Source organism: Hoeflea algicola (assembly GCF_026619415.1).
Classification (GTDB): domain Bacteria; phylum Pseudomonadota; class Alphaproteobacteria; order Rhizobiales; family Rhizobiaceae; genus Hoeflea; species Hoeflea algicola.
Genome location: NZ_JAOVZR010000001.1, coordinates 3,541,006 through 3,566,467, shown reverse-complemented (window position 1 = coordinate 3,566,467; position 25,462 = coordinate 3,541,006). Strand labels below are relative to the sequence as shown.

The 25,462-nt window shown below is 59.9% G+C and carries 20 protein-coding genes and 1 pseudogene; 8 read left to right on the top strand and 13 right to left on the bottom strand.

The window, feature by feature from the left end; all coding sequences use genetic code 11:
* Positions 1-55: 55 nt before the first annotated feature.
* The 5 genes from pheT to infC all read right to left on the bottom strand — a co-directional run bounded on the left by pheT (position 56) and on the right by infC (position 5,168).
* Positions 56-2,467: a phenylalanine--tRNA ligase subunit beta gene (gene pheT / locus OEG84_RS17390; RefSeq protein ID WP_267654908.1), complete on the bottom strand. Its 2,412-nt coding sequence runs from the start codon at positions 2,465-2,467 to the stop codon at positions 56-58.
* A gap of 13 nt (positions 2,468-2,480) precedes the next feature.
* Positions 2,481-3,566, bottom strand: a complete 1,086-nt coding sequence (pheS, locus tag OEG84_RS17385) for a phenylalanine--tRNA ligase subunit alpha (protein ID WP_267654907.1) — start codon at positions 3,564-3,566, stop codon at positions 2,481-2,483.
* 163 nt (positions 3,567-3,729) lie between these two features.
* A complete protein-coding gene (gene rplT, locus OEG84_RS17380; RefSeq protein WP_267654906.1) occupies positions 3,730-4,131 on the bottom strand; it encodes a 50S ribosomal protein L20 in 402 nt (133 codons plus the stop codon).
* 37 nt (positions 4,132-4,168) lie between these two features.
* The gene (rpmI, locus tag OEG84_RS17375; protein WP_267654905.1) at positions 4,169-4,369 is read right to left on the bottom strand and encodes a 50S ribosomal protein L35; all 201 of its coding nucleotides are present in this window, start codon (positions 4,367-4,369) and stop codon (positions 4,169-4,171) included.
* 262 nt (positions 4,370-4,631) lie between these two features.
* The gene (gene infC / locus OEG84_RS17370) at positions 4,632-5,168 is read right to left on the bottom strand and encodes a translation initiation factor IF-3 (protein WP_267656231.1); all 537 of its coding nucleotides are present in this window, start codon (positions 5,166-5,168) and stop codon (positions 4,632-4,634) included.
* Between the two features lie 192 nt (positions 5,169-5,360).
* On the opposite strand from infC, the gene OEG84_RS17365 reads away from it, so the two are divergent.
* On the top strand, positions 5,361-6,158 hold the full coding sequence (locus tag OEG84_RS17365) for an alpha/beta hydrolase (protein WP_267654904.1): 798 nt from the start codon (positions 5,361-5,363) through the stop codon (positions 6,156-6,158).
* Between the two features lie 165 nt (positions 6,159-6,323).
* Positions 6,324-6,932 (top strand): transglutaminase-like cysteine peptidase, encoded by a 609-nt coding sequence (locus OEG84_RS17360; protein ID WP_267654903.1) that lies wholly within the window; start codon positions 6,324-6,326, stop codon positions 6,930-6,932.
* 92 nt (positions 6,933-7,024) lie between these two features.
* Here OEG84_RS17360 and OEG84_RS17355 read toward each other — a convergent pair whose 3' ends face one another.
* The 3 genes and pseudogenes from OEG84_RS17355 to mbfA all read right to left on the bottom strand — a co-directional run bounded on the left by OEG84_RS17355 (position 7,025) and on the right by mbfA (position 11,587).
* Entirely contained in the window at positions 7,025-8,260 is a 1,236-nt protein-coding gene (locus OEG84_RS17355; RefSeq protein ID WP_267654902.1) for an MFS transporter, read from the bottom strand.
* Between the two features lie 237 nt (positions 8,261-8,497).
* Positions 8,498-10,351, bottom strand: a complete 1,854-nt coding sequence (locus tag OEG84_RS17350) for a polysaccharide biosynthesis protein (protein ID WP_267654901.1) — start codon at positions 10,349-10,351, stop codon at positions 8,498-8,500.
* A gap of 253 nt (positions 10,352-10,604) precedes the next feature.
* Positions 10,605-11,587 (bottom strand): annotated as a pseudogene (gene mbfA, locus OEG84_RS17345) (iron exporter MbfA).
* Positions 11,588-11,730: 143 nt separating this feature from the next.
* Here mbfA and OEG84_RS17340 point away from each other — a divergent pair.
* From OEG84_RS17340 to OEG84_RS17330, 3 genes are all read left to right on the top strand, one after another.
* Positions 11,731-12,564, top strand: a complete 834-nt coding sequence (locus OEG84_RS17340; RefSeq protein WP_425602864.1) for a YiiX/YebB-like N1pC/P60 family cysteine hydrolase — start codon at positions 11,731-11,733, stop codon at positions 12,562-12,564.
* Positions 12,565-12,614: 50 nt separating this feature from the next.
* The gene (locus tag OEG84_RS17335; RefSeq protein WP_267654899.1) at positions 12,615-13,931 is read left to right on the top strand and encodes a SulP family inorganic anion transporter; all 1,317 of its coding nucleotides are present in this window, start codon (positions 12,615-12,617) and stop codon (positions 13,929-13,931) included.
* Between the two features lie 361 nt (positions 13,932-14,292).
* Positions 14,293-15,435, top strand: a complete 1,143-nt coding sequence (locus OEG84_RS17330) for a glycosyltransferase (protein WP_267654898.1) — start codon at positions 14,293-14,295, stop codon at positions 15,433-15,435.
* 35 nt (positions 15,436-15,470) lie between these two features.
* Here the strand turns inward: OEG84_RS17330 and OEG84_RS25385 are convergent, their stop codons facing one another.
* The 3 genes from OEG84_RS25385 to tnpC form a co-directional block, all read right to left on the bottom strand.
* On the bottom strand, positions 15,471-16,658 hold the full coding sequence (locus OEG84_RS25385; RefSeq protein WP_324288220.1) for a sugar transferase: 1,188 nt from the start codon (positions 16,656-16,658) through the stop codon (positions 15,471-15,473).
* A 99-nt stretch (positions 16,659-16,757) separates the two neighbouring features.
* Positions 16,758-17,777: an O-antigen ligase family protein gene (locus OEG84_RS17315; RefSeq protein ID WP_267654897.1), complete on the bottom strand. Its 1,020-nt coding sequence runs from the start codon at positions 17,775-17,777 to the stop codon at positions 16,758-16,760.
* A gap of 225 nt (positions 17,778-18,002) precedes the next feature.
* Positions 18,003-19,280 carry an IS66 family transposase gene (tnpC, locus tag OEG84_RS17310; protein ID WP_267651873.1) on the bottom strand — a complete coding sequence of 426 codons (1,278 nt, stop codon included), beginning with the start codon at positions 19,278-19,280 and terminating at the stop codon, positions 18,003-18,005.
* 53 nt (positions 19,281-19,333) lie between these two features.
* Here tnpC and istA point away from each other — a divergent pair, with 53 nt between their 5' ends.
* A complete protein-coding gene (gene istA, locus OEG84_RS17305) occupies positions 19,334-20,827 on the top strand; it encodes an IS21 family transposase (protein ID WP_267656229.1) in 1,494 nt (497 codons plus the stop codon).
* Between the two features lie 12 nt (positions 20,828-20,839).
* On the top strand, positions 20,840-21,598 hold the full coding sequence (gene istB / locus OEG84_RS17300) for an IS21-like element helper ATPase IstB (protein ID WP_267652424.1): 759 nt from the start codon (positions 20,840-20,842) through the stop codon (positions 21,596-21,598).
* Positions 21,599-21,668: 70 nt separating this feature from the next.
* Here the strand turns inward: istB and OEG84_RS17295 are convergent, their stop codons facing one another.
* On the bottom strand, positions 21,669-21,986 hold the full coding sequence (locus OEG84_RS17295; protein ID WP_267654896.1) for a hypothetical protein: 318 nt from the start codon (positions 21,984-21,986) through the stop codon (positions 21,669-21,671).
* 455 nt (positions 21,987-22,441) lie between these two features.
* Here OEG84_RS17295 and lepA point away from each other — a divergent pair, with 455 nt between their 5' ends.
* The gene (gene lepA / locus OEG84_RS17290) at positions 22,442-24,250 is read left to right on the top strand and encodes a translation elongation factor 4 (protein WP_267654895.1); all 1,809 of its coding nucleotides are present in this window, start codon (positions 22,442-22,444) and stop codon (positions 24,248-24,250) included.
* Positions 24,251-24,301: 51 nt separating this feature from the next.
* Here the strand turns inward: lepA and OEG84_RS17285 are convergent, their stop codons facing one another.
* Entirely contained in the window at positions 24,302-25,243 is a 942-nt protein-coding gene (locus OEG84_RS17285; protein ID WP_267654894.1) for a DMT family transporter, read from the bottom strand.
* Positions 25,244-25,462 lie beyond the last annotated feature (219 nt).

Here is a 25,462-nt window from a genome sequence, read left to right as displayed (position 1 = left end):
GTTTATCGCCTGCGTGGCGGAAAGGCGACGATGATGCCGCCGCCTATCCGGTTGTTCAGCCCCTCAACACGCCGCCCGAAGATTTCTCCACATTGGCGATGACCGCCTTGGCGAGCTTGTCGAGATCTTCGTCGGTCAGCGTGCGATCTTTCGGCTGAATGGTAATCTCGATAGCCAGCGATTTCTTGCCTTCGCCAAGCGACGGGCCTTCAAACAGGTCAAACACGTTGACGCCGGAAATCAGCGCCTTGTCGGCACCCTGGGCGGCACGAACCAGCGTGGTGGCAGGAACATCGCTGTCGACCACGAAGGCAAAATCGCGGCGCACGGCCTGGAATGCCGAGAGCGACAGCACGGGCTTGGTGCGGGTGGCCTTGCGCTTGGGTTCAGGAATGGCATCAACGAACACCTCGAAACCGCACAGCGGGCCGGAGACATCCAGCGCATCCAGCGTGTTGGGGTGAAATTCGCCGAAATGACCGAGCACGGTTTTCGGACCGAGCTTGATCAGACCGGAGCGGCCGGGGTGATACCAGTCCGGCGCACCGCGCTCGAAGGACAGCCGGTCGACCGGCGCGCCGCACGCTTCAAGCGCTGCAATCGCATCGGCCTTGGCGTCAAACACCCCGACGGGCTTGGCAGCGCCATCCCAGTGTCGGCCGGAACCGGTCATGGCAGCGGTGCCGCGACGGATGCCGCCGGCTACACGGCGCTGGCCTTCGGGCGTGTCGTTTTCATAAGTGCCGGAGACTTCGAACAGCGCCACATCGCCATAGCCACGGTCGGCATTGCGCTGGCCGGCCAGCAGCAGGCCCGGCAGCAGCGATGGCCGCATGTCGGACATGTCGGCGGCAATCGGGTTGACCAGCTTCAGCGCACGGCTGCCGCCGCCAAACAGTTTGGCCTGATCCGCTGAGATGAACGACCAGGTCACCGCTTCCATCATGCCGCGCGCCGCAAGCGCGCGCTTGGCGGAGCGGGTGCGGATCTGGATCGTGGTCAGGATTTTGCCATTGACCGAGCCTGTCGGCGCCAGCGGTTCGGGCGCGATCTTGTCGACACCGAAAATGCGCATGACTTCTTCGATCAGATCGGCCTTGCCATCGATATCCGGACGCCAGGACGGAACGGCGACCTTGACCTTCTCGCCGGTGCCGGAGACTTCAAAGCCGAGGCCTGAGAGAATCGCGCGCGACTCGTCGTTGGAGACGGTGAGACCGGTCAGGCGTTTGACTTCGGAGAACGGGAAATCGACGATCTTCTTGTCATGCCCCTTGTAGCCGGTCACCCGGGCTTCGGCCGCGGTGCCGCCGCACATGTCGAGCACCAGTTCGGTGGTGCGTTCGAGTCCGGGCAACATGTATTCCGGATCGACGCCACGCTCGAAACGGTAGCGGGCATCGGTGATGATGCCCTGGTTGCGGCCGGTCTTGGCGATGTTGATCGGGTCCCAGAGAGCGGATTCGATCAACACATTGGTGGTGTTCTCGTCGCAGCCTGAATGCTCGCCGCCCATGATGCCACCGATGGATTCAGGGCCATTGTCATCGGCAATCACGACATTGGCGGGATTGAGCTTGTAGGTACGGGCGTCGAGCGCAAGGATTTCCTCGCCTTCCTGGGCGCGGCGCACCACCAGATCGCCCTTGACCTTGTCGGCATCGAAGACATGCATCGGCCGGCCCTGATCGAAGGTCATGTGGTTGGTGACATCGACCAGCGCCGAGATCGGGCGAAGACCGATCGCCAGCAGACGCTTCTGCATCCATTTCGGGCTCGGACCGTTCTTCACACCGCGCACCAGACGCCAGGCGAAGCCCGGGCACAGGCTCTCGTCATCAAGGACGATCTTCACATTCTGCGTGGTCTCGCCTTCGACAGGGAAATCCGGTGCTTTCGGCTGTTTGAGGGTGCCGAGACCGGAGGCGGCCAGATCACGGGCAATGCCGAAGATCGAGGTGCAATCGGGACGGTTCGGCGTCAGGTTGATCTCGATGACCGGGTCATCAAGGCCCGCATAAGACGCGAACGGCGTGCCGACCGGCGCATCTTCGGGCAGATCGATGATGCCGTCATGGCTGTCGGACATGTCGAGCTCTTTTTCCGAGCACATCATACCGTGGCTTTCGACGCCGCGAATATTGCCGACAGAAAGCGTCACGTCGATGCCCGGGACATAGGTGCCGGGCTCGGCCAGCGCGCCGATCAAACCGGCGCGGGCATTGGGGGCGCCGCAGACGATCTGCACCGGCTTGCCGTCGCCCTTGTCGACCATCAGCACGCGCAGCTTGTCGGCGTTGGGGTGTTGCTCGGCGGAAATGACCTTGGCGATGGTGAAGGGCCTGTAGGCCGCCTTGTCATCAACATCCTCGACTTCGAGGCCAATGGCGGTGAGGCGCTCGACAATCGCATCGAGAGGAGCGTCGGTTTCAAGGTGATCCTTGAGCCAGGAGAGTGTGAATTTCATCGATCTATTCTCCTTACGCGCTCAAACCGCCGAACAATGTCGGCATGTCGAGGGGGCGGAAGCCGTAGTGGCTGGTCCAGCGGACATCGGCATTGAAGAAATCGCGCAGGTCCGGCATGCCGTATTTCAGCATGGCGATGCGGTCGAGTCCCATGCCCCAGGCAAAGCCCTGATACTCATCGGGATCAAGCCCGCCGGCGCGCAACACGTTGGGATGCATCATGCCGCAACCCAAAATCTCCATCCAGTCGGTCCCCTCGCCAAACTTGACGATCGGACCCGAGGTGCGGTCGCACTGGATATCGACCTCGAAAGAGGGCTCGGTGAACGGAAAAAACGACGGCCGGAAGCGCATCACCACGTTGTCGACTTCGAAGAAGGCCTTGCAAAATTCCTCCAGAACCCAGCGCAGATGGCCGACATTGGCAGTCTTGTCGATCACCAGCCCCTCGACCTGATGAAACATCGGCGAATGGGTGGCGTCAGAGTCCTGCCGGTAGGTCTTGCCCGGAATGACGATCCGGATCGGCGGCTTTTGCGATTCCATGGTCCGGATCTGAACCGGCGAGGTGTGGGTGCGCAAAACCTTGCGTTCGCCATTGTCATCGGGTTCGAGGAAAAAGGTGTCGTGCATTTCCCTGGCCGGATGGCCGTCCGGGAAATTCAGCGCCGTGAAATTGTAATGATCGGTCTCGATATCGGGACCTTCGGCAATGGCAAAGCCCATATCGGCAAAGATGGCGGTGATCTCGTCGACCACCTGGCTGATCGGATGAATGCGGCCACGCTCGGCAGGTGACGTACGCACCGGCAGGCTGACATCGACGGTTTCGCGCGCCAGCCGCTCGGTGATGGCAGCGTCCCGAAGCTCAGCCTTGCGCGCCGCGATGGCGTCGGCAATGCGGGCCTTGAGCCCGTTGATCGCCGGACCCGCTTCCTGGCGCTCCTCGGCGGACATTTTACCCAGCCCCTTGAGCAATTCGGACACAGAGCCCTTTTTGCCGAGGGCTGACACCCGCACGGCCTCGATGGACGCCTCATCCGCACTGGCGGCGATCTCGGCCATGATGGCGGTTTCAAGTGTCTGGTACTGGCTCATGGTCTTTGACTGTCCGTATCTGGCGGGGCGATTTGCCCGTGCTTAAACGAATTGGCGCTCTTGAGAAACAGCGGATTGCCGGGTCCTGAAACGAAAAATCCCGCGCCAGCCGTGCCAGCGCGGGATCCCAAAATTCAAATTCTGCTTTCGGGAAAACGCTGGCTTAGGCGACAGCGCTTTCAAACTCGTTCGGCGTCGATTCCTTGAGGTAATCAAGCGCCTTCTTGGAAGCTTCGATCAGCACACCGAATGCTTCCGCGTCATGGATCGCCATGTCGGAAAGCACCTTGCGGTCAACCTCGATACCAGCCTTGGTGAGGCCGTCGATGAAGCGGCCATAGGTCAGGCCCTGCTCGCGGACAGCGGCGTTGATGCGTTGGATCCAGAGAGCGCGGAAATTCCGCTTGCGGACCTTGCGGTCGCGGTAGGCATACTGCATCGACTTGTCGACGGCGGCCTTCGCGGCGCGGATGGTATTTTTGCGGCGTCCGTAAAAGCCCTTGGCTTTCTTCAGAACCTTCTTGTGCTTTGCGTGGGCGGTAACGCCCCGTTTTACACGTGCCATATCATGATCTCCTTAAATTCGGTGGTCCCGGCTCTGCTTACAGGCCGTTGGGAAGAAACTTCTTGACGATCTTGGCGTCAGGATCCGAGAGGACCATCGTGCCGCGTGCGTCGCGAATGAACTTGTTGGACCGTTTGATCATGCCATGACGTTTGCCAGCGGCTGCAGCCATAACCTTGCCGCTTGCAGTGATCTTGAACCGCTTCTTGGCAGACGATTTCGTCTTCATCTTGGGCATTTCGCTACTCCTTATCAGACCTGCGGACGTCACGTGGACACCACAATGTCATTTCTTGTTGGGTGAGATGCACAAGGAAGAAGACCCCAAATGCATCAAGCGTTGGAAACCGCCTCGGCATGCCCTGCCGGCCGGTTTGAACGCGCGCCTTATAGCCCCCGCCGTGAAAAAGAGCAACGGGGTTTGACCAATTCGGTCGTAGAAAAGCAAAAACCGGTCCCGACGCAAGCCGGTCCGGTCTTTATCTGCGCGTGAGCCGGCGTTATTTCGGCGCCAGCACCATCATCATCTGCCGGCCTTCGAGTTTGGGCTCAGCTTCGACCTTGGCGATTTCGATCGTGTCGTCCTTGACCTTCTGGAGCAATTTCATGCCCAGTTCCATATGCGCCATTTCGCGACCGCGGAAACGCAGCGTGACCTTGACCTTGTCACCCTCGTCAAAGAAGCGGTTCATGGCGCGCATCTTCACATCATAATCATGTGTGTCGATGTTGGGACGCATCTTGATTTCCTTGACCTCAACGGTCTTCTGCTTCTTGCGCGCTTCAGAGGCTTTTTTCTGTGACGCGTATTTCAGCTTGCCGAGGTCAACGATCTTGCACACAGGCACATCGCCAGCGGAGTTGATCTCGACAAGGTCGAGGCCAACCTCTTCAGCCATGGCCAACGCCTGTTCGGTCGGCACGACACCATGATTCTGGCCTTCGGAATCAATGAGCTGGACCGTTGGGGTCCGGATATTCTGGTTAGCGCGGGGGCCATCGTTGGTTGTGGGCGGCGCTCTAAAAGGTCTGCGAATGGCTTTGGTCTCCTGATTAACTCGTCGGGTTCCGCTGATCGCGGACGCAAGCAGTTTGTTCTCGCGCGCAATGTCGTGATCGGCAGGCCGGTGTCAATAGCACGGCTTTGCGAAAAAATCACCACGGGGAAGTTCGCGCGGCGGCGAATCTTGTAAAAGGGTGCCAGATCGAGACATGGGAGCATGGCGGATATGACCGAAACCAGTAGAAAAGAACTGAGCGTGGGCACGGGCGGAGAAGCCCGGACGATCGCCGCGCTGACACGCGAGGCTACCGCTGCTGGCGCCGGATTGCCCGGTTTCGTCTGGCTCGGCGGTTACCGCTCGGACATGTCCGGCTCGAAGGCGGAGGCACTGTGCGTTCATGCCGGACAGCAAGGGCGCGCCTGCCTGCGCTTTGACTATTCCGGCCACGGCGCCTCCGGCGGCAGCTTGCGAAAAGGCACGATTTCGCGCTGGCTGGAAGAGAGTCTGGCTGCGTTCGACCAACTCAGCTCAGGTCCGCAGATCCTGGTCGGCTCGTCGATGGGCGGCTGGATCGCGCTCAGAATGGTTCAGGAACTTGCCAAACGCGAGGACCGACACCGTGTGGCGGGGTTGGTGCTGATCGCGCCGGCGCCGGATTTCACGCTGGAACTTATGGAGCCGGAACTGACCGAGGCGCAACGCCAGGCGCTTGAGCGCGACGGTTATTATGAAGAGCCGACGCCCTATGGTCCCGATCCCAACATCTTCACCCGGGAACTGTTCGAGGATGGGCGCAAGAACCGGGTGCTCGACGGTTTGATCGAGACCGGCGCGCCGGTGCACATCATCCAGGGCATGGCCGACCCGGATGTTCCATGGCGGCATGCGCTGAAGCTGGTGGAGCATCTGCCGTCGGACAATGTGACACTGACATTCATCCGCGACGGCGATCACCGGTTGTCGCGTGACGAAGACATCGCCCGGATTCTGGCCGCCACCGACGGGATCGCGCCACAGACCTGACTGAGCGGACGGCCCGGTTCCTGTCGGCTGCTTTGGCGCAGTACATCCGGTCTCCCTCCACCGGTAACCATATAGCGAGATGGCAGGCGTTGCGTAATTGACTCCTTGCTCCAACCGTTCTTAACTCTTTGTTAACGAAGTTGGACAGTGTGGAGTAGACCGGCAATGTTGTGCGGACCGGGTAAAATCAGGGCGGTATTGTTTGCCTCGGCGGCATTGCTTGCCTTTCCGGCTGGAGGCTTCGCGTCCAATCTGTCGATGCAGACAGGCCGGGTGACATCGCAACCAATCGGGCATTACGAATTCTGCAAGCTGCATGCTTCCGAGTGCAAGCCGGTCAAGGGATCAGGTGCTGCCCCGAAGGTCACCGATTATGGATGGGAAGTGGTCAAGGAGATCAACCGCGCGGTCAATTTCTCAGTGATGCCTAAGACCGATCTGGAATTGTTCGGCAAGGAAGAGGTCTGGGCCTATCCCGATATTGCCGGGGATTGCGAAGACTATGTGCTGCTCAAGCGCTACATGCTGATGGAGCGCGGCTTTTCGGCGGCCGACCTGCTGATCACGGTGGTTCGCAAGCCCGATGGCGAAGGCCATGCGGTGCTGACGCTCAGAACCTCGGAAGGCGACTTCGTGCTCGACAATCTCGAGGACCGGGTCAAGAACTGGCACGATACGCCCTACCGCTATCTTAAGCGTCAAGCCTCCAACAATTCCGGCCGCTGGGTGACCATCGAGAACGCACCTGACGTACTGGTCGGCGCGCTGCGCTAAACAGTTCCCGTCATTACTCAATCTGCCCGATCCGGCCTTGCTGACGTGGCATTGACGCCGGCAGCATGATCGGGTCGAGACCACCTTGCGCGTCAGGCAGCCGTTGGGACGATGGAATGACCCGCCGCCGCCTTCGATTCGATCCGGAGCAGGCCCCAGGACGCAGCGACCGTCATGACGGCAACCAGCGAAAGCAGCAGCAATGTAGCGGCAATCCCGGCATGGGCGATGGCCAGTGCCGTGCACACCGGTGCTCCCGCCATGGCAAAAAGCCGGACGGTTGCGAGCTTGCCGGTCACCGTACCGTAACCGTCGGTGCCAAACAGCCGCGCCGGCAGGATCGCACGGGCGATGAAGCTGAGCCCCTGACCGACCCCGAAACTGGCGGCGAAGGCAATCACAATGATGGGGCCATTGATCCACAGCGCCAAAATCAGCAGGCAGATGCCAAACAGCAGCATCGAACTCGAGATCACTCCGACCACCGACGAGGCAACCCGCTCGCCAGTCAACATCTCGATCAACCGGGCCATTACCTGCATCGGCCCGATGATCGCACCGGCGAGCGCCGCCAGCGCCACTTCACGACCGAGCTGGTCAAGAATGACGAAAAACGACGTGTGGACCGCCGACATCAGGAAACTGCCCCCGGCGAAGGCTATCGACATCAACACAAAGGAGGGGCGGCGATTGCCCGGCAGCAGCAGGCCCGGTTCGCGCGCTACCAACTGTGGCGCTGGCTGGCCAGCGGGCAGACGCGGGCCGCGTGGCACCATCAGATGAATCGGCAATGCCACCATGAGATTGACCGCCGCCAGAACCAGGCAGACGCCGCGCCAATCCATGAAACCCAGCAGCCAGTGAATCAGCGGCCAGAATACGGTGGAAGCAAAGCCCGCCACCAGGGTAACATGGGCGATCGGACGGCGGGCCTGGCGACCATGAATGGCAATGAGAGCGGCAAAGCCGGTCTCATATTGGATCATCCGGGCAGCGACTTCGATTAGCGGCATGGCGATGGCAAACCCCACCACCGACTGCACCAGCGACAGATTAAGCAAGGTCGCACCGGCCAGCACCGACCCCAGCACCATTACAGGGCGCGCGCCGAACCGGTCCATCGCCCGGCCAACGAAGGAAGCGGTCACCGCGCTGGTCAGAAGAGCGGCGGAAAACACGCCGAACACAAGGCTGTTGCTCCAGCCCATGTCGCGGGCAATCTCGGGCCCGAGAATGGCGAATGGGTAATACAGCGTGCCATACCCGATGGTCATGGAAACACCGATCAGCAGCGTCATTGGCTCCACACGGCGCAAGCGTTCGCTCATGATTTGAACCGCCTGAGGCGCGCGGCCTTTACTCTTTGCCGCCGTTGATCAGCCGAAGTCATTGCCGTTACCACCGGAAACACACCCTGCCACATTTGACTTGCCTCACAAGAAATCAACACTCCAGTCGTACTGACACGAAACCCGACCCGCCATCAGGAAACGGCACCCCGGGGCCCAGACGTGTCCCGATCACGCCTACTCGCCGGGCAAAGCTGGAGCGCGCGGGTTTTGTGATCAAGCCTCGGTGGCATTTTCCGAGGCCGACAAACCGGTCACTCTAGTGAGCAACTCTATGAGCTGGTCGCGGTCATGGCCCTCGGATCTCGCGTTCAGCTCGCGATACAGAGTCTCGAAGACAAGGCCATCGGGCGGCGGCTCGACAGCCACGGATATTTTCGGGTGTGCCGTTTGATGCGGCGACTCGATAGATGTCAGCAGAACTTCATGCAGTTTCTCGCCAGGCCGCAAGCCGGTTATCTTGATGGCGATGTCGCCCTGGGGATTGGCCTCGTTGTTGACGGTGAGGTTGGAAAGCCGAATCATCTTCAATGCCAGGTCCTTGATCAGCACCGGCGCTCCCATATCGAGAAGATAGATATTGCCGTTTTCGGCCGCTGACTTGTCGCGCGAACAGGCCATGCTGCCTGCCTGGATGACCAATTCCGCTGCTTCGGAGATCGACATGAAGTAGCGAGTGGCCTCTGCATGGGTCAGGGTGACCGGGCCGCCGTTTCGAATCTGTTCGCGGAAAAGCGGAATCACCGAACCGCTGGAGCCTATGACATTGCCGAAGCGGACAGCACAGAATGTTTTTTCCGGCTTATCGCGCTTCGCCCTGTCAGCAAAATCCTGAATGATGAGCTCGGCCAACGGTTTCGACGCCCCCATGATGCTGGAGGGCAAGACTGCCTTGTCGGTGGAAATCAGAACCAACAACTCGACGTCGGTCTCATAGGCTGCGGTAGCGACCGCCAGTGTTCCCAGCGCATTGTTTTTGACGCCCTGGAACGGATTGTCCTCGACAAGCGGGACGTGCTTGTAGGCAGCAGCATGAAATATCGTGTTCACCCCATGCTCGCGGATGACGCTGCAGACAAGCGCCTGATCGGTGACCGAGCCGAGAACCGGAACGAATTCAAGATCGGCCTGACGCTCGAGTTCGCGCAAAATATTGTAGAGGGCGACCTCGCTGCTCTCCAGCAGAACCAGTTTTGCTGTTCCGAGCGACGCCGCTTGCCTGCACAGTTCCGATCCGATCGATCCGCCGGCGCCGGTGATCATTACCACCTTGTCCCTGGTGTTAGCTTCCATCAGCGCCCTGTCTGGCGTCACCGTCTCCCGACCGAGAAGGTCGCCGATTTCGACTTCGCGCACCATACTGACGATGTGTTTGCCGGAGGCGATGTCTGCGAAAGCAGGCAGAATGCGAACCTTGACCTCAAGTTTACGCAAGGATTCGATGACCTCGGCGCGGCGGACCTGACTGGCAGAACGCAGCGTTACGATCGCATCCTTGATATCATAGCGCTTTACAAGATCGGGAACATCTTCGGACGGATAGACCGCATTGCCGCCCATCAGCCGCCCTCGCAAATTCGGATCGTCGGCAACATGGATGACCGACAGCCAGGGATTGTCGCTTTGCAGCGAGGCGGAGATCTGGCGCGCGGCTTCGCCCACACCGACGATCAGGATGTGCCGGCGTGCAGCCTGCTTGTTGCTCTCCAGCAGCAAGAACCAGCGCGCCAGGAACCGCGAGCATATGACCATGATGAGGGTGAAGAGCCAGAACAGCACCAGCACCGAACGCGGTACGCCTTCGACACCATAGGCGCGGATCATGAACGCCAGCAGGCCCCACAACAAAGCCGTCAGTCCCACGGCCTTGAAGGCAGACCAGATTGCGGCTTCGCCGACATAACGAATCAGCGAGCGGTACAGCCCGAAACTGTAGAACACAGGCAGCGCTATGATCGGGCCGGCAACGATCAGCAGCATCTGCGCTGAATTGGGAATGTGGAACCGATTTAGGCGGACGCTATAGGCTATCCAGATCGCGACGACGACGATGAGTGTGTCCGCGGCCATCAGAGAGAATTGTTTCAGTCGGCGGTCACGGGCCAGCACCCACGCAATCAGAACTCGTAACATTACTACACTTTCACCGTCCGGGGCGTTTGTCGGATGGGATACTATTACCTATGCGTGCACATACGTCCAAGAAGACGTGCTTAGCAATAGCATGAATGGAACCAGACCTCGCAACCCCGTCTCTATCCCTCCTGCTTTTTTTGTGCTCAGACGCGCCTCAACTCGGGTCCATAAGCCGACTATCGTTACCTTATGCATTGCCGATCAGCAGGCCTGCGGCAAACACCAGCGCCCCGCCCAGCACCACCTGAAAGATCGCCCGGCTCCAGGGTGTATCCATCCAGTGGTTCTGAATCCAGGCGATGGCCCAGAGTTCGACGAACACGACCGCAATGGCCACCGTGGTGGCGACAGTAAAATCCGGGATCAGATAGGGAAGCGCGTGACCAAGACCGCCGATTGCCGTCATGATGCCAGAGGCCAGACCACGCTTGAGCGGCGAGCCACGGCCGGAGATGACACCGTCATCATGGGCGGCTTCGGTAAAGCCCATGGAAATACCGGCACCGACCGACGCCGAAAAGCCAACCAGAAACGTGGTCCAGGTATCCCCGGTGGCGAACGCCGTGGCAAAGATCGGCGCCAGTGTGGACACCGATCCATCCATCAACCCCGCCAGACCGGGCTGGACATAGGTCAGTATGAACTTGCGGCGCGAGGTCGCCTCCTCTTCGGCTTTGACGTCCTGGGGCGTGTGTTCAAGGCCGAGCCGGCGGGCCAGCGATTGATGGCTTTTTCGGCCAAGGCGAGATCGCCGAGCAATTTGCGGGTGTCGGCGTCGGCCGTGCGGCGGGCCGCAGCGAGGTAGAAGTTGTGGGCCTGGGCTTCCATGTCTTCGGCCGTTTGACGAACCTTGTCGACGGACTGGTTTTTCACCAGCCAGTCAGGCTTGCGTTCATAATAGCCGCGCACATGTTCGCGGCGGATCAGCGGAATGCGCTCGCCGAATCGCGTCTTGTGCTGCTCGATCAAGCGGGCCCGGTGCTCGCCCTCCTCCGCCGCCATCTCCTCAAATACCTTTGCCGATTGCGGATAATCATCGCGCAGATGATCCGCATAGGCGAGATAGATCCGCGCATCATCCTCTTCCGAGGAAATTGCCAGTCCTAGAATTTCCTGCTCGCTCAGCGAACTGAAGGGGCGTCGGTTGAAGCCGATGATACGGGACAGCATGACGATTCCTTTTATTAGAATTGTTCTAAATTATGGAAACCCGAACCGGTTTTCAAGCTGGGATAAACGGAAAGTTGACCACTGCCGGGTTGATCCCGATCGACGACCGGGCCAAGTGTTGCACCATGACTGAAGCACGGCAAATGACTGACACGATGGCAGACCGGCTCGGACGCTTCCTGGCGCGGCAACTGCAATCGACCAATGAGGGATACGAGCCCTACACACCGTCTGATCCGGCAACCCTGTCGCGGACGCTTGAACCGGGTGACGTACTGCTGGTGGAAGGCAATCAGAAGATCTCTGCTGCGATCAAATACCTGACCCAGTCGACGTGGTCGCATGCTGCGCTTTATATCGGCGACGTGCTTGCACCGGATGAGGACGGGAACGAAGCGCAGCAACTCATCGAAGTCAATCTCGGTGAGGGGTGTGTCGCAGTTCCGTTGTCGAAATACACCCGTTTCAACACCCGGATCTGCCGGCCGGTGGGGCTGACGCCGGAAGACCGCGCAGCGATCGTTTCCTACATGGTCGAGCGGCTTGGCGTGCGTTACGACATGAAACACATCTTCGACCTGCTGCGCTATTTCCTCCCGACCCCGCCGGTGCCTGTGCGCTGGCGCCGGCGGATGCTGGCTTTCGGCTCCGGTGACCCGACACGGGCGATCTGTTCATCGATGATCGCTCAAGCCTTTCAGGAGATCCGGTACCCGATCCTGCCCGAAGTCACGCTGGCGCCGGGGCGGCCGCATGCCGAATCGGATTTCTCCCGTCGGGAAATTCTCCACATCCGTCATCACTCGCTGTATGCGCCGCGAGATTTCGATCTCTCCCCCTATTTCCGGGTGGTCAAGCCGACGCTGGAATATGGTTTCGACTACAAGCGCATCGAATGGGGGGCGGCAAAACCGGCAGCTGCGGCCGAAACGAGCATCAGCACCAGCGCGGAAGAAATTCCTTCGCAGGGGAATTGACAAGTATGTAGTCAAAGTTTGAAAGTGGCGCTCCTGCAAGAGGGTCCCCCATGACACAGAACACCAACGTTCCACCCGAGGACGATGGACGCAATCATATTTTCAGCCCCAAGCTGCTGACCACGCTCCGTGGCTACAACATGCCCACCTTCATGGCCGACCTGGGGGCGGGCCTTACCGTGGCAATGGTGGCGCTGCCGCTGGCGATGGCGATTGCCATTGCCTCGGGCGCCAACCCCGGCGCCGGCATTATCACGGCGATCATCGGCGGGTTGGTGATTTCACTGCTCGGGGGAAGTCGGGTGCAGATCGGCGGTCCGACCGGCGCCTTCATCGTTGTTGTCTATTCAGTGATTGCCGAGCACGGCTATGACGGTCTGGTACTGGCAACCTTCATGGCAGGGCTGATCCTGATCATCGCCGGCGTGCTCCGTGCCGGCCTACTGATCCGGCATGTACCCGAACCCGTCATCAATGGTTTTACCATCGGCATCGCGGTGATCATCGCCACCAGCCAGATCGCCGATTTCCTCGGTTTAAGCGCGGATACGAAGATGCCCGCCGACTTTCTGCCCAAACTCGAAGTATTGTGGCAGATCAGGGATACGTTTTCACTCCAGAGCGCGCTGGTCGGGCTTGTGACGCTGGTACTGATCGTGGCCTTCAGGCGGGCGGCGCCGAAATTGCCGGGTCTAGTCGTCGCGGTAGCGCTGACATCGGGTGCGGTGGCAATATTCGGGCTCGACGTCGAGACGATTGCCGGTCGTTTTGGCGCGATCCAGTCGCATTTTCCCATGCCGGGCCTGCCCACGGTCAGTCTCGACCGGATTGTCGAACTGTTACCCTCGGCGCTGATCATCGCCTTCCTGGCCGGTATCGAATCGCTGCTTTCGGCGCTGGTCGCCGACAGGATGGCTGGAACCGCGCATCGCTCCAACACCGAGATCGTGGCGCAGGGCGCGGCCAATTGCGTGTCGGCGCTGTTTGCGGGGTTGCCTGCCACCGGTGCCATCGCCCGTACCGCTACCAGTATCCGCGCCGGTGCCAAGACGCCGGTTGCCGGTATCGCGCACGCACTTTTCCTGCTGGCGTTCATGGTGCTGGCGGCACCGCTCGCCGGGCTGCTGGCCTTGCCAGCGCTGGCCGCGGTGCTGGTGCTGACAGCCTGGAACATGGCCGAGCCACAACATTTCGCCGAGCGGCTCAAGGGCCGCCGGTCAGATATGTTGCTGCTGCTGATGACACTGGCGCTCACCGTGCTCGCCGACCTGACTGTCGCGATTGGCGCAGGTGTTACGGTCGGGTTGTTGTTGCGCCTGCGCCGCCGCGGCACGCCGGAACCGGACTGGCATACGCCGGACCGGTGATGCAGATGACAGCTTCCGCCAATTTCGAGACAATGGCCGAATGGCTCTATTGCACTGACATGCCGTTGCGGATACGAAAACGCAGGCTGCGCGGCTGGTTCGGCATGCGCATTGGACGCGAACAACACATCGGCCACCTGGGCCGGGTATGCGCCCGGGGAGGTTCCCGGAGGCAACGCACTGCCCGTCCAGTTGCGCACCAGGAACCAGCTCGCTAGCAAATGGTCCTCCGCGCGGAGTGCTGGCACATGGAGCGGGACGCAGAGGATCACGTCATTCACATCGACCCCACTAACCGCCACGCCCCGGTGCCAAGCACCGCAGATTCGGGCGCCATCGATGTCCGGACGGATGACCGCACATGAAAATCCTGTTTGTGTGCAACGACCTCGACTATTTTCTCGCACACCGGACCAACCTGCTCGGGCCGTTGCTGGCACGTGGCCATCAGCTCAGCCTTTGCACCGGCGGCAGCAGCAAATCTGCCGGTCAGCTTCCGGAGGGCGTGGATTTCATCCCGGTCACGCTCACTCGGCATAGTCTGAACCTCGTATCCGACGCGCGGCTGACGGCGCGCTATGCCCGCATTGTCGCCGACATGCAGCCCGATGTAGTGCATTGCATTACCGTCAAACCCAACCTGTTCATGACCCTGGCCCTGGCGGTGCGACGCCTGCGCGGCACAAAATCGCCGCGGCTGATTCTGACGTTTCCCGGACTGGGCAAGGTGTTCGAGCCCGCCGCCGGCTTCATGACCGGTCTCAGGCGCCGGGCGGTGGCTACCGTGCTGCGGGCCGGTTGCCGCTTGCTTGAATGCTCGGCGACCTTCGAAAACCAATCAGATCGCGATGTGCTTGTCGACGCGGGGGTGTTTACCGCGGCGCAGACCCGCGTCATCGCCGGCGCGGGGCTCAACATGGGCATCTATGCGCCTCCATCAGAGCCCCTCACCGGAAAGCTCTCCTTTCTCTTCGCCTCACGCCTGCTCAAGGCAAAAGGGGTTGGTACCTTTCTTGAGACGGCAAGGTGCATCCGCGCCGAAGGCGGTGATGCCCGGTTCCTGCTTGCCGGCGATGCCGAGCCGGGCAATCCGGACCGGTTCGACATGGCGGAAGTCAGCGCAGCCCATGACCGTGGCGACATCACCTATCTCGGCGCACTTTCAACCGAACAGATGGTACTGGCACTGCAGCAAGCGGACGTGACCTGCCTGCCGACCCGCCTGAGGGAAGGGCTTCCGCGCATCCTGATTGAGGCTGCCGCCTGCGGCTGCGCCCTGATCGCCTCGGATCAACCGGTCATTCGCCAAGTGCTCAGCCAACCGGACAATGGATGGCTGATCAACCCGGAAGATCCGCAATCGATAACGGCGGCGGTTCGAGATTGCCTGGCAGATCCGGCGCACGTGCGCGCATTGGGAATTACCAATGCCGCCGCCATCCGGCAGCAACCTGTCGATGACGCATCGGTGTCGGCAGCCTTCCACGCGCTTTACGGGCTGTGATGGTTCGCATTCACAGGCACCCGGCTGTACCGGTTTTACTCAGCAACCTTGTCGCCCTGCCCCCTTCCGGTCAGCGTCGACATTCCGATGGCAAGATCCAGCCGTAACGATTGCAACGCCAGATATCTGGCATCCCATCTGGCCAGACGCTCGGGATCGCTCATATCGATGCCATTGATCTGCGCAAGGCCGCTGACGCCCGGTTTGAGATCGAGCACGCCGCGCCGCTTGCGAGCGGCGATCAATGCGGTTTGCGTCGGCAGGCACGGACGCGGGCCGATGAGACTCATCTCATTGCGCAGGATATTCCAGATCTGTGGCAATTCATCGAGCTTCCTGGCCCTGAGGAATCGCCCAAATGGCGTAATCGCACTGGCCGAAACCTCATGCGTGCCTGCCTGACGGGTACCGAGCTTCATGGTCCGGAACTTGTAGCAGACAAATTCACGGCCATTCTTGCCGACGCGGAGTTGGGCGAACACGCCGGGTCCGGGTGAATCAAGCCGGATATATGCCCAAATCAGCACCAGCGCCCACCACAGCAGCAGCAGAATACCCAGCGCTGCGCCAAGATCGACCGCCCGCTTGGCTGTGTGAAACAAGTAATTCCCGTGCTGGCTGTCCGACAGGATGACATCGCTCTCCGGATCGCTTTCGCTGCCAGACAGGATGAATTCGGCAAGCCGTTCCACATGCACGACAGGGCGCAATGCCGCGACCACGGCAAACAGCCCCCGGGCCAGCCAGCGGGGCAATCGGTTGAGCCTTGCAAAGCGCTCGCCATAGACCAGTGGCAGATAGACGGTGGTGACGGTCATGCCGCTGATCGTCGCCAGGCGGTTGACCGCCTCGCGTTTGCTCAGCGCATAGGGAGCGTGATTGGCCTCGTCGAGCGCGTGTGTTGAGGACACGTTGACCAGCCGGCTGATCCCGGCGCGGCGGGCTTTATCGGCAATTTCGATGAGAAAATCGACGTTGACGCGCATGAATTCATCCGCACCGAGGCCGGAGTTGGTGTTTGCCACGGCGAGATGGATCAGTTGATCCCAACCCTGCGCACGCTGCTCGAACCCATCATAACCGCAGCTTTCACAGTTCGGGAAAAGCTCGGTCAGCCGTGCCGGGTCGCGTCCGACCAGCAACAATTCCGCTCCCGCCCTGGCCAGCAGCGGCACCAAGCTTTGGCCGACAAAGCCAGACGCACCGGTAACAACAATTTTCATCCTGGGTTCAGCCCGTTCATGCACCGTCCATCATTCCAACCTTGCCCTTGCCGGTTCCCGGGGTCCGTGAGTCGGCATCAAGAATCGTCACGGACCACTCTACACCTGACGTGCGGCGTCGCGATTTGTACCGGCTGCACCGAATATCAGGTAGAGCGTGTAGCTGATCGCGGTGATGAAGACCGCGTCGTGAATATCATGGCCAAGCATAAGACCGAAGAACCCGGAGCACAGATAGACAATCAAAACACCGCTGAGCACGAAAAAGCCCACTTGCCCGACCTCGTCCTTTTCCGCCCGGAAGGCCACGACGAATGGGACGATCAGCATCGCCGCCAACGCCAGAAGCCCGACAATGCCGGCGCGCAGCACCGCATTGAGAGCGGCGTTGTGCGCATGGCTGAAGGCGATTGGTTCAGCCCCGCCCTCACCGGTTTTCCGCACGATTTCACGCCGCTCGTTGCCGGGCCCGTATCCGAAGACCGGCTTTTCCAGAAACAGCTCATATCCTGCCCGGTAGATCCGGATGCGCTCGCCAATCGCCCCCGACATGTCACCGGACATGGCGTTTTCGATATCAACCTGCGCCTGCTCAATCCGCGTTTCAAGAACCGTGGATACAGACAGGCCACCGACGATCAAACCGGCAAGGGTTGCGAGCAGTACAACAAAGGCCCCTACCCGGCCTCGTAGCCGGAAGACAAACAGAGCCAGCAACGGCACCATAATCAGCGCCGGCCAGGCGGAACGGGTCCCGGTGGCGAGTACCATGAGGGCCGCAGCGACAGCGGCGGCCGCAAAAAACAATGTGGCGTAACCTTTCCGCCGGATGGCCGCGCTGACCGTGAGTACGAACAACACGCTGGAAACCAGAGCGAGGACACTGGCATTCCCGGCGGCGAGTTCGGGTCTGTACTGCGAACCGTACAAGACCGTCAGGACCAACGCACCGACAACAGACGCCAGCGCTGCTGTGACTTCGACCGATTGAAGCAATTTGCGCCGATCCGCAAAGGTCATCGAATAAATGCCAGCCAGACCGAGCAGTGGCAGGTTTTCGGCAACTTCGTTGAACGCGTGCGTATTCCGGGGCGATCCGGCCACTGATTCCGATAGCATCCGGCCACCCATTCCGATTTGATCCGGCCGGGGATTCCGGGGCATCCGGCCACCCCCATTTCAACCCAGTTTAGGCTGCTGCGAGGCGATCTGTAACAGGGCTACTGTTCCGTTCCTTTGGATGGAGAGAGCCCTTTATGAAGAGATTGCCTATGCGGAAGATAAGGGAAGCCCTGCGGGTAATTACCCACCCCCGAATTCGTGATTTCCGGTTCTTCTACCGGCCTATGCCAGGACGGATGCGATGACCTGGAAGGGGTTTGCGCCTTTGAGGCGGGCGGTGTCGATGGTCGTGCGTACATCCGCCTCGGCTTGGGCGGCCCACATGGCGCGATATCCGTTTGTCACCTTTCGCTGAATGACCCATGGACGGAGCTTTCGCTCAGATGTGTTGTTGGTGACATCGACTTCTCCGGGATAGTCGCAAAACGTCAGCAGCTGATCGCGGGCCCGCCCGATCTTGGCCTGGAGCTTTTGGGCCAGGTCGCACGAAGTCGGGGCGCATAGAAGCCCGGCAAGCTGTTTATCGAATTTGCGCTTCTTGCTTGCGACGGTAGACGCAGCGAATGTGCTTATGGCTCTGGCGAAATCAAACACACGGCCAAACCAAAGCTGGAAGCGAAGAGGGAGATCATCCTCGCCATGTTCCAGCGCAAAGGCTGTATCACGCGCCAAATGTGCAAGGCAGGTTTGATGTCGATGGCCGTGAGATTGCTGGGCTGAATACCGATCAGATATCCATACCTCGGGGACATGGCCGCCCATGGTCTCGTGAACGACCCGTGCTGCACGGGAGTAATCGGGCTGGTGGACAACAGCATCCTTGCAATGAAAAACCCAGTGTTGGGCATTTGTGCCCTCGATACGCACACCGGTTTCGTCGCTGGCGACAACGCGGGCGGCTCGAAGGCTGGCCTTGGCGGCCTGTGCTGTGGCCTGGAAGCTCGGACGGGAGCGGGAAAACATGTTCATGATCGCGCCCTCGCTCACATTAAGGCCGAAGATATCCATGAACACACCGCTCAGGCGTTCGTAAGACAATGCATGGAAACTCTTGAGGTAGATCGCCAGCGCGTGAATGCCTGGCCCGAACGGCGTTGCGGTTGCCACGGCAGGTGCGGTGGCTTTTGTTGTCGTGCCGCATTGCGGGCAATGACAGGAAAAACGCCGATGCCGGGTGACATGAGGACGGATCGCAGGAATATCGATCTCGTCATAGGCCCCGGCCAGCACCATCGTATCATCACCGGAAAACGCATGGCCGCATCTCTTGCAGGCGGTCGGTTCATGATCGCGAAACATGTCGGCAAAATCCGCCAGCACCCTATTGTGGGGTTCATGCCCGGGCTTGGCTCCACCCGGTCGTGAGTTGACGCGTTTCTCTTTCTTGTCCGTCGAGGGCGGCTTGGAAGACGTCCGAGAATCCTTGGAAGGCCGTTGGAGCCGAAGCACCATCTCGATCAATTCGTCCTTGCTCAGCTGCTGCAAATCAGTCCGATCCATATCATCATGGATTCAGACATTGTGGTGCATGGCAAGGGGGTGGGTAATTACCCCTGCGGCTTCGGGCGGATGGATTTTCAGGCCGCCAGGTGGCGCAAAGCCTGTGCGTGGCCCGTGCGACGATTTCGGAATATTTTCGGCGCGCTGATCTGGAAGGTTTGAGCTGGCCTCTGTCTGCTGATCTGTCGGACGCCGACCTTGAGAACCGCCTGTTTCCCGTTTGCCCCGGCGATGTCCGTCGCGCGGTTCCTCAGCCTGTCTGGGCGCATGTGCATGCCGAGTTGCGGCGCAAGGGCGTGACGCTGTCGCTGCTGTGGGAGGAGTATCGCGGGGTTCATCACGATGGATACGGCTATAGCCGATACTGTGAGCTCTACACCCGCTGGGAAGGCAAGCTGTCTCCGGTGATGCGTCAGCGTCATCCTGCAGGCGAGCGGCTGTTTGTCGATTACGCGGGCCCGACAGTTGATGTTGTCTGCCCCAAAACGGGAGAGGTGCGCACCGCACAAATCTTTGTCGCGACGCTGGGAGCGTCCAATTACACCTATGTCGAAGCCAGCTGGACACAGGGCCTGCCGGACTGGGTATCCAGCCATGTGCGTGCCTTTGAGTTCTTCGGTGGCGTGCCTGCGCAGCTGGTTCCAGACAATCTCAAGGCAGGCGTCACCAAGGCCTGTTTTTATGATCCTGAGATCAATCGCACCTATGGTGATATGGCGGCACATTACGATACCGCCATCGTTCCGGCGCGGCCTGGAAAGCCGAAAGACAAGGCAAAGGTGGAAGGCGCTGTTTTGCTGGCCGAGCGCTGGATTTTGGCGCGGCTGCGCAACCAGCACTTTTTTGGCCTTGATGAGGTGAACGCTGCCATCCGGCCATTGCTGGATCAGCTCAACGGCAAAGTCAGTCGCCATCTTGGTGCAAGCCGCCGCGATCTGTTTGAACGCCTGGATCGGCCCGCTCTGAAGCCCTTGTCTATGGAGGCCTATGTTTATGCCGAATGGAAGCAGTGCCGCGCGGGCCTCGATTACCATGTCGATATTGGCCGCCATTATTACTCGGTGCCGCATCAGTTGCTGAAGCAAAAACTATGGGCAAGGATCACCGCACGCACCGTAGAGGTATACTTTAATGGGCAACGCGTTGCCTCTCACGCCAGAACCTCGGGCAATCGCCAGCACTCCACGATCCGCGATCACATGCCCGCCCATCATCGCTTCCGCGAGGATTGGACGCCACAGCGTATCCGCGGGCAAGCTGTGCGCATCGGCCCAAATGTTGAGGTCTTTGTCGATGTGATCATGCGCCAGCGCAAACATCCCGAACAAGGATACAGAACGTGCCTCGGTGTTTTACGGCTGGCCAAGACCTTCGGGCGGGAGCGCCTGGATGCCGCCTGTTTGCGTGCGCTTGAGATCAACGCCCACTCCTACACATCCCTGCATTCCATTCTGAAGAATGGTTTGGACCGTCAGCGCCGCGAACCCACCACGGACGGCCCTGCGATCACTCACCCCAATATCCGTGGTGCGGATTACTTCCATTGAAGAGGATAGAGAATGCTTGATCACCCAACGCTGGATCAGCTCAAAACACTCAGGCTCGACGGCATGGCAGAAGCCTTTGCCGAGATGCAAAAACAGGACGGCACAGCCGGGCTTAGCCACGCTGAATGGCTTGGGCTGCTCATTGATCGAGAGACCGCCAGTCGTGAGACGAGGCGATTTGAAAGCCGCATGCGTACAGCAAAACTGCGCCACGTCGGTGCCTCGCCGGAGGACGTGGATTACAAGTCGCGGCGCGGCCTCGACAAAGCCATGTTCCAGCAGATGCTGACCGGGCGCTGGATCAAGGACAAGCGCAACCTGATGATCACTGGCCCCTGCGGCGTTGGCAAAACATGGTTGGCCTGCGCTCTGGCGCAAGCCGCCTGCCGAGACGGTATCACTGTGCTGTACAAGCGCATGCCACGTCTCTTTGATGAATTGGAACTGGCCCATGGTGACGGACGCTTTCCGCGTCTGTTCAAGGCCCTTACCAAAACTCAACTGCTAATCCTGGACGACTGGGGACCGGATCGCCTCAATGCCAGTCAGCGTCGTGACCTTATGGAAATAGTCGAGGACAGATACGAGGTTGGATCAACCTTGATCACAAGCCAATTGCCCATCGACACCTGGCATGACGTGATCGGGGAACCCACCTTCGCCGATGCCATTCTCGATCGCCTCGTACACAACGCCTATCGCGTCGAACTCGACGGCCAGAGCATGAGGAAAACCAAACTCGGAACAGGTGACGAAAGCATCCAATCCTGATAACCAAATCATCAGGCCTCGCAGCCGCTATATAAGGGTGGCCGGATACCCCGGTTTAGGTGGCCGGATGTTATCGGAATGGCCGGCCGGATACTCCGGAATGCGCAAACGCGATCGCTGATGGATGGATCAGCGCGGCGAGTGCTTCGGCGGCAAAGAAACCGCAAAATGCATAAAACACCATCGTCACCGGTTCGGGCAGACTCCAGCGCAACTTGCCGGTCAAAAGATGTAGGGTTCCATAGACCCCGCAGGAAATCACAATGACTGAAACCGCGCTGCCGATGAACGCGCCCAGGCACAAGCAGATGCTGTAAAAAAGAAGATTGACCTTGTCGAAGCCCCTGAAATCCGGACGAACATAAAAATCATATACTGATTTGATCATGAGGATGGTCCGAGCGCCCGGCACAACCGGACGGCTGGCGGTAGCAACGTCGCATGGATTTCCAAGCGACCGCAAATGTCGCCGATCGTGGAATGATTCCGCCCGGTCCCCGGTTCGCACATAGTCAGCACAATAAGCATACCTTACCGCCGCATCACACCTATGGTGTTCTTATAAATCAAGAAAGTTAAGGGTCCAGGGTTCCAGATGGCGGCGCGCATATCACCAACCGATCAATCTTGCCGCCACACTACGGGCGACAATAGCGCATTCTCTGACAACATAACCGGATCAGGCTGTTATTGCAGCTCTGCATGAATGGGATTGAGTTCACGGTCAAGACCGTCCTTCACGTCACCATTTCACCGGCAACGGCGCCCGATTCGACCAACTACTATCGATAGCTCTTTACTTTGAACGATTGCCTTTTTCTGCGGTCCTGCTACATCGCGGCTATGACAAACACGCCGCTTTCCCATATTCGTAATTTTTCGATCGTTGCGCACATCGACCACGGAAAATCGACGCTCGCCGACCGGCTGATCCAGACCTGCGGCGGCCTCGCCGACCGGGAGATGAGCAAGCAGGTTCTCGATTCCATGGATATCGAGAAAGAGCGCGGCATTACCATCAAGGCCCAGACGGTTCGGCTGCACTATACCGCCAAGGACGGCGAGATGTATGTGCTCAACCTAATCGACACGCCAGGCCATGTCGACTTTGCCTATGAAGTGTCGCGATCGCTGAGAGCTTGCGAAGGTTCGCTGCTGGTGGTTGATGCCAGCCAAGGGGTGGAAGCGCAGACGCTCGCCAATGTCTATGCGGCGCTTGATGCCGACCACGAGATCGTGCCGGTGCTCAACAAGATCGACCTGCCAGCGGCCGAGCCTGACCGGATCAAGGAACAGATCGAGGAAGTGATCGGGCTTGACGCCTCCGACGCGGTGATGATTTCGGCCAAGACCGGCATCGGCATACCCGATGTGTTGGAAGCTATCGTTACGCGCCTGCCCGCGCCCAAGGGCGGGACCGTCAAGGATCCGCTCAAGGCGATGCTGGTCGACAGCTGGTATGACACCTATCTCGGCGTCATCGTGCTGGTGCGGATCATCGACGGTGAAATGAAAAAGGGCCAGCAGATCCGGCTGATGGGCACCGACGCCCGCTACACGGTCGAGCGAATCGGCGTCATCACCCCCAAGCTGGTGGCCACAGACTCGCTCGGACCGGGCGAAATCGGTTTCATTACCGCCTCGATCAAGGAAGTGGCCGACACCCGCGTCGGCGATACCATCACCGAAGACAAGCGGCCAACGGCGAAAGCCCTGCCCGGCTTCAAACCGGCGCAGCCGGTGGTGTTCTGTGGCCTGTTCCCTGTCGATGCCGCAGATTTTGAAGAACTGCGCGCGGCCATGGGCAAGCTCAGGCTCAACGATGCCTCGTTCTCGTTCGAAATGGAAACATCCGCAGCGCTCGGTTTTGGTTTCCGCTGCGGCTTTCTCGGGCTACTGCACCTGGAAATTATCCAGGAGCGGCTCGAGCGCGAGTTCAATCTCGACCTGATCGCCACAGCACCGTCGGTGATCTACCGGCTCAACATGACCAATGGCGATGTTGTGGAACTGCACAACCCGGCCGACATGCCGGACGTGGTCAAGATCAAGAGCATCGAGGAGCCGTGGATCAAGGCAACCATCCTGACGCCGGACGAGCATCTTGGCACGATCCTGAAGCTTTGCCAGGATCGCCGTGGCATCCAGACTGACCTGTCCTATGTCGGCAAGCGGGCGATGGTGACTTATCAACTGCCGCTCAACGAAGTGGTGTTCGATTTCTATGACCGGCTGAAGTCGATCTCCAAGGGCTATGCCAGCTTCGACTACCAGATTACCGGCCACCAGGAAGGCGATCTGGTCAGGATGTCGATCCTGGTCAATGACGAGCCTGTGGATGCACTGTCGATGCTGGTGCACAGATCAGCTGCTGAAAAACGCGGTCGGGTGATGTGCGAAAAGCTCAAGGAACTGATCCCGCGACACATGTTCAAAATCCCGATCCAGGCCGCCATTGGCGGCAAGGTGGTGGCGCGCGAAACAATCTCGGCGATGCGCAAGGATGTGACTGCGAAGTGCTACGGCGGCGACGCCACCCGCAAGCGCAAGCTCCTGGACAAGCAAAAGGCCGGCAAGAAGCGGATGCGCCAGTTCGGCAAGGTCGACATTCCGCAGGAAGCCTTCATCGAAGCACTGAAAATCAGCGACTGAAAAACGAGCGCCGGCGTAAAGCCGGCGTCATTCTATTGGATGGCTGCTCACTCAGTTGGGCAGCGGCAGCGCGGTGCGGCGGCTACGGCGCCACTGCCAGAGAATATGGCCGACTAGCGCCAGAAACACCACGACGCCGCCAACAAGGGTACGTGGTGCCGGCACTTCGCCATGGATGAGCCAGACCCAGACCGGTCCGAAGGCCGGCTCCATGGTGGAAATCAGCGCCGCCAGCGCCGAGGGGATCAGCCGCGCACCGGTGACGAACATGGCCATGCCAAGCCCCAGGGTGAGCGCCCCGAACAGCACCAGCAGCCCCAGGTCGCTCAGACCGACACGCATCCCCGACGACAACAGGAAGGCTACAAAACCACCGACCATGATGCCGAGGCAGGCGGCCGGCGTCATCCGCACCCCCGAATAGCGCCGGGTGATGACGGTGGCGGCAGCAAAAACGACGGCAATTGTCAGCGCCAAACCATCGCCGATGAAGGAAATGTTGGTGCCAAAGGAATCCGAGACCATGACGGAAATCCCGGCAATCACCATCAGGATCGCCGCCCAGGTGACGGCGTCCACCGCCTCGCGCAAGAACACCACGCCAAGCAGAGCGGCGATCAGTGGCACACCGGCCTGCATCAACAGGATGTTGGCGACCGTGGTGTAGCCGAGCGCCACCACAAAGGAGGTGGTGGCTATGGCCACGCAGAAGGCCACGCCGAGCCCCGGCAGGCCCATGGAACGGAACAGCCGCATCGTGCCCGCAGGACCGTCGCGCCAGAGCATGAACCCCATCAGCAACAACGTGGCGAAGAAATCGCGCCAGGCGATGATTGCCCATGGATCGGTGATTTCGAGTCCACGGGCAATGGCGCCACCAAAACTCCAGGCCATGGCCGCGCCAAACACCAGCAACCCACCCCGACGGGCCTCCGAAACCGGCGGCGCGGCGGGACCGGGCACAGGCATCAATGCAGCGGGCGCATGGGTCATTTTACTTCCATAACGCGCACTGCCCGGTGCAGGGAAGTAGCAAGTGCGACACGCCAGGGCGCGAACAGACTGCAGCTCTGCACGCCGATTCCGCAGGGTGACAGCGTCCGCCGCAGCGCTGGCGCTATGGCCGCTCCGACGCGAAAATTAGCGGTGAGCGGGCGCTTGGTGAAGAATTTTCACTGCTCGGCGGATTAATTGTCACTTCAGGCACATACG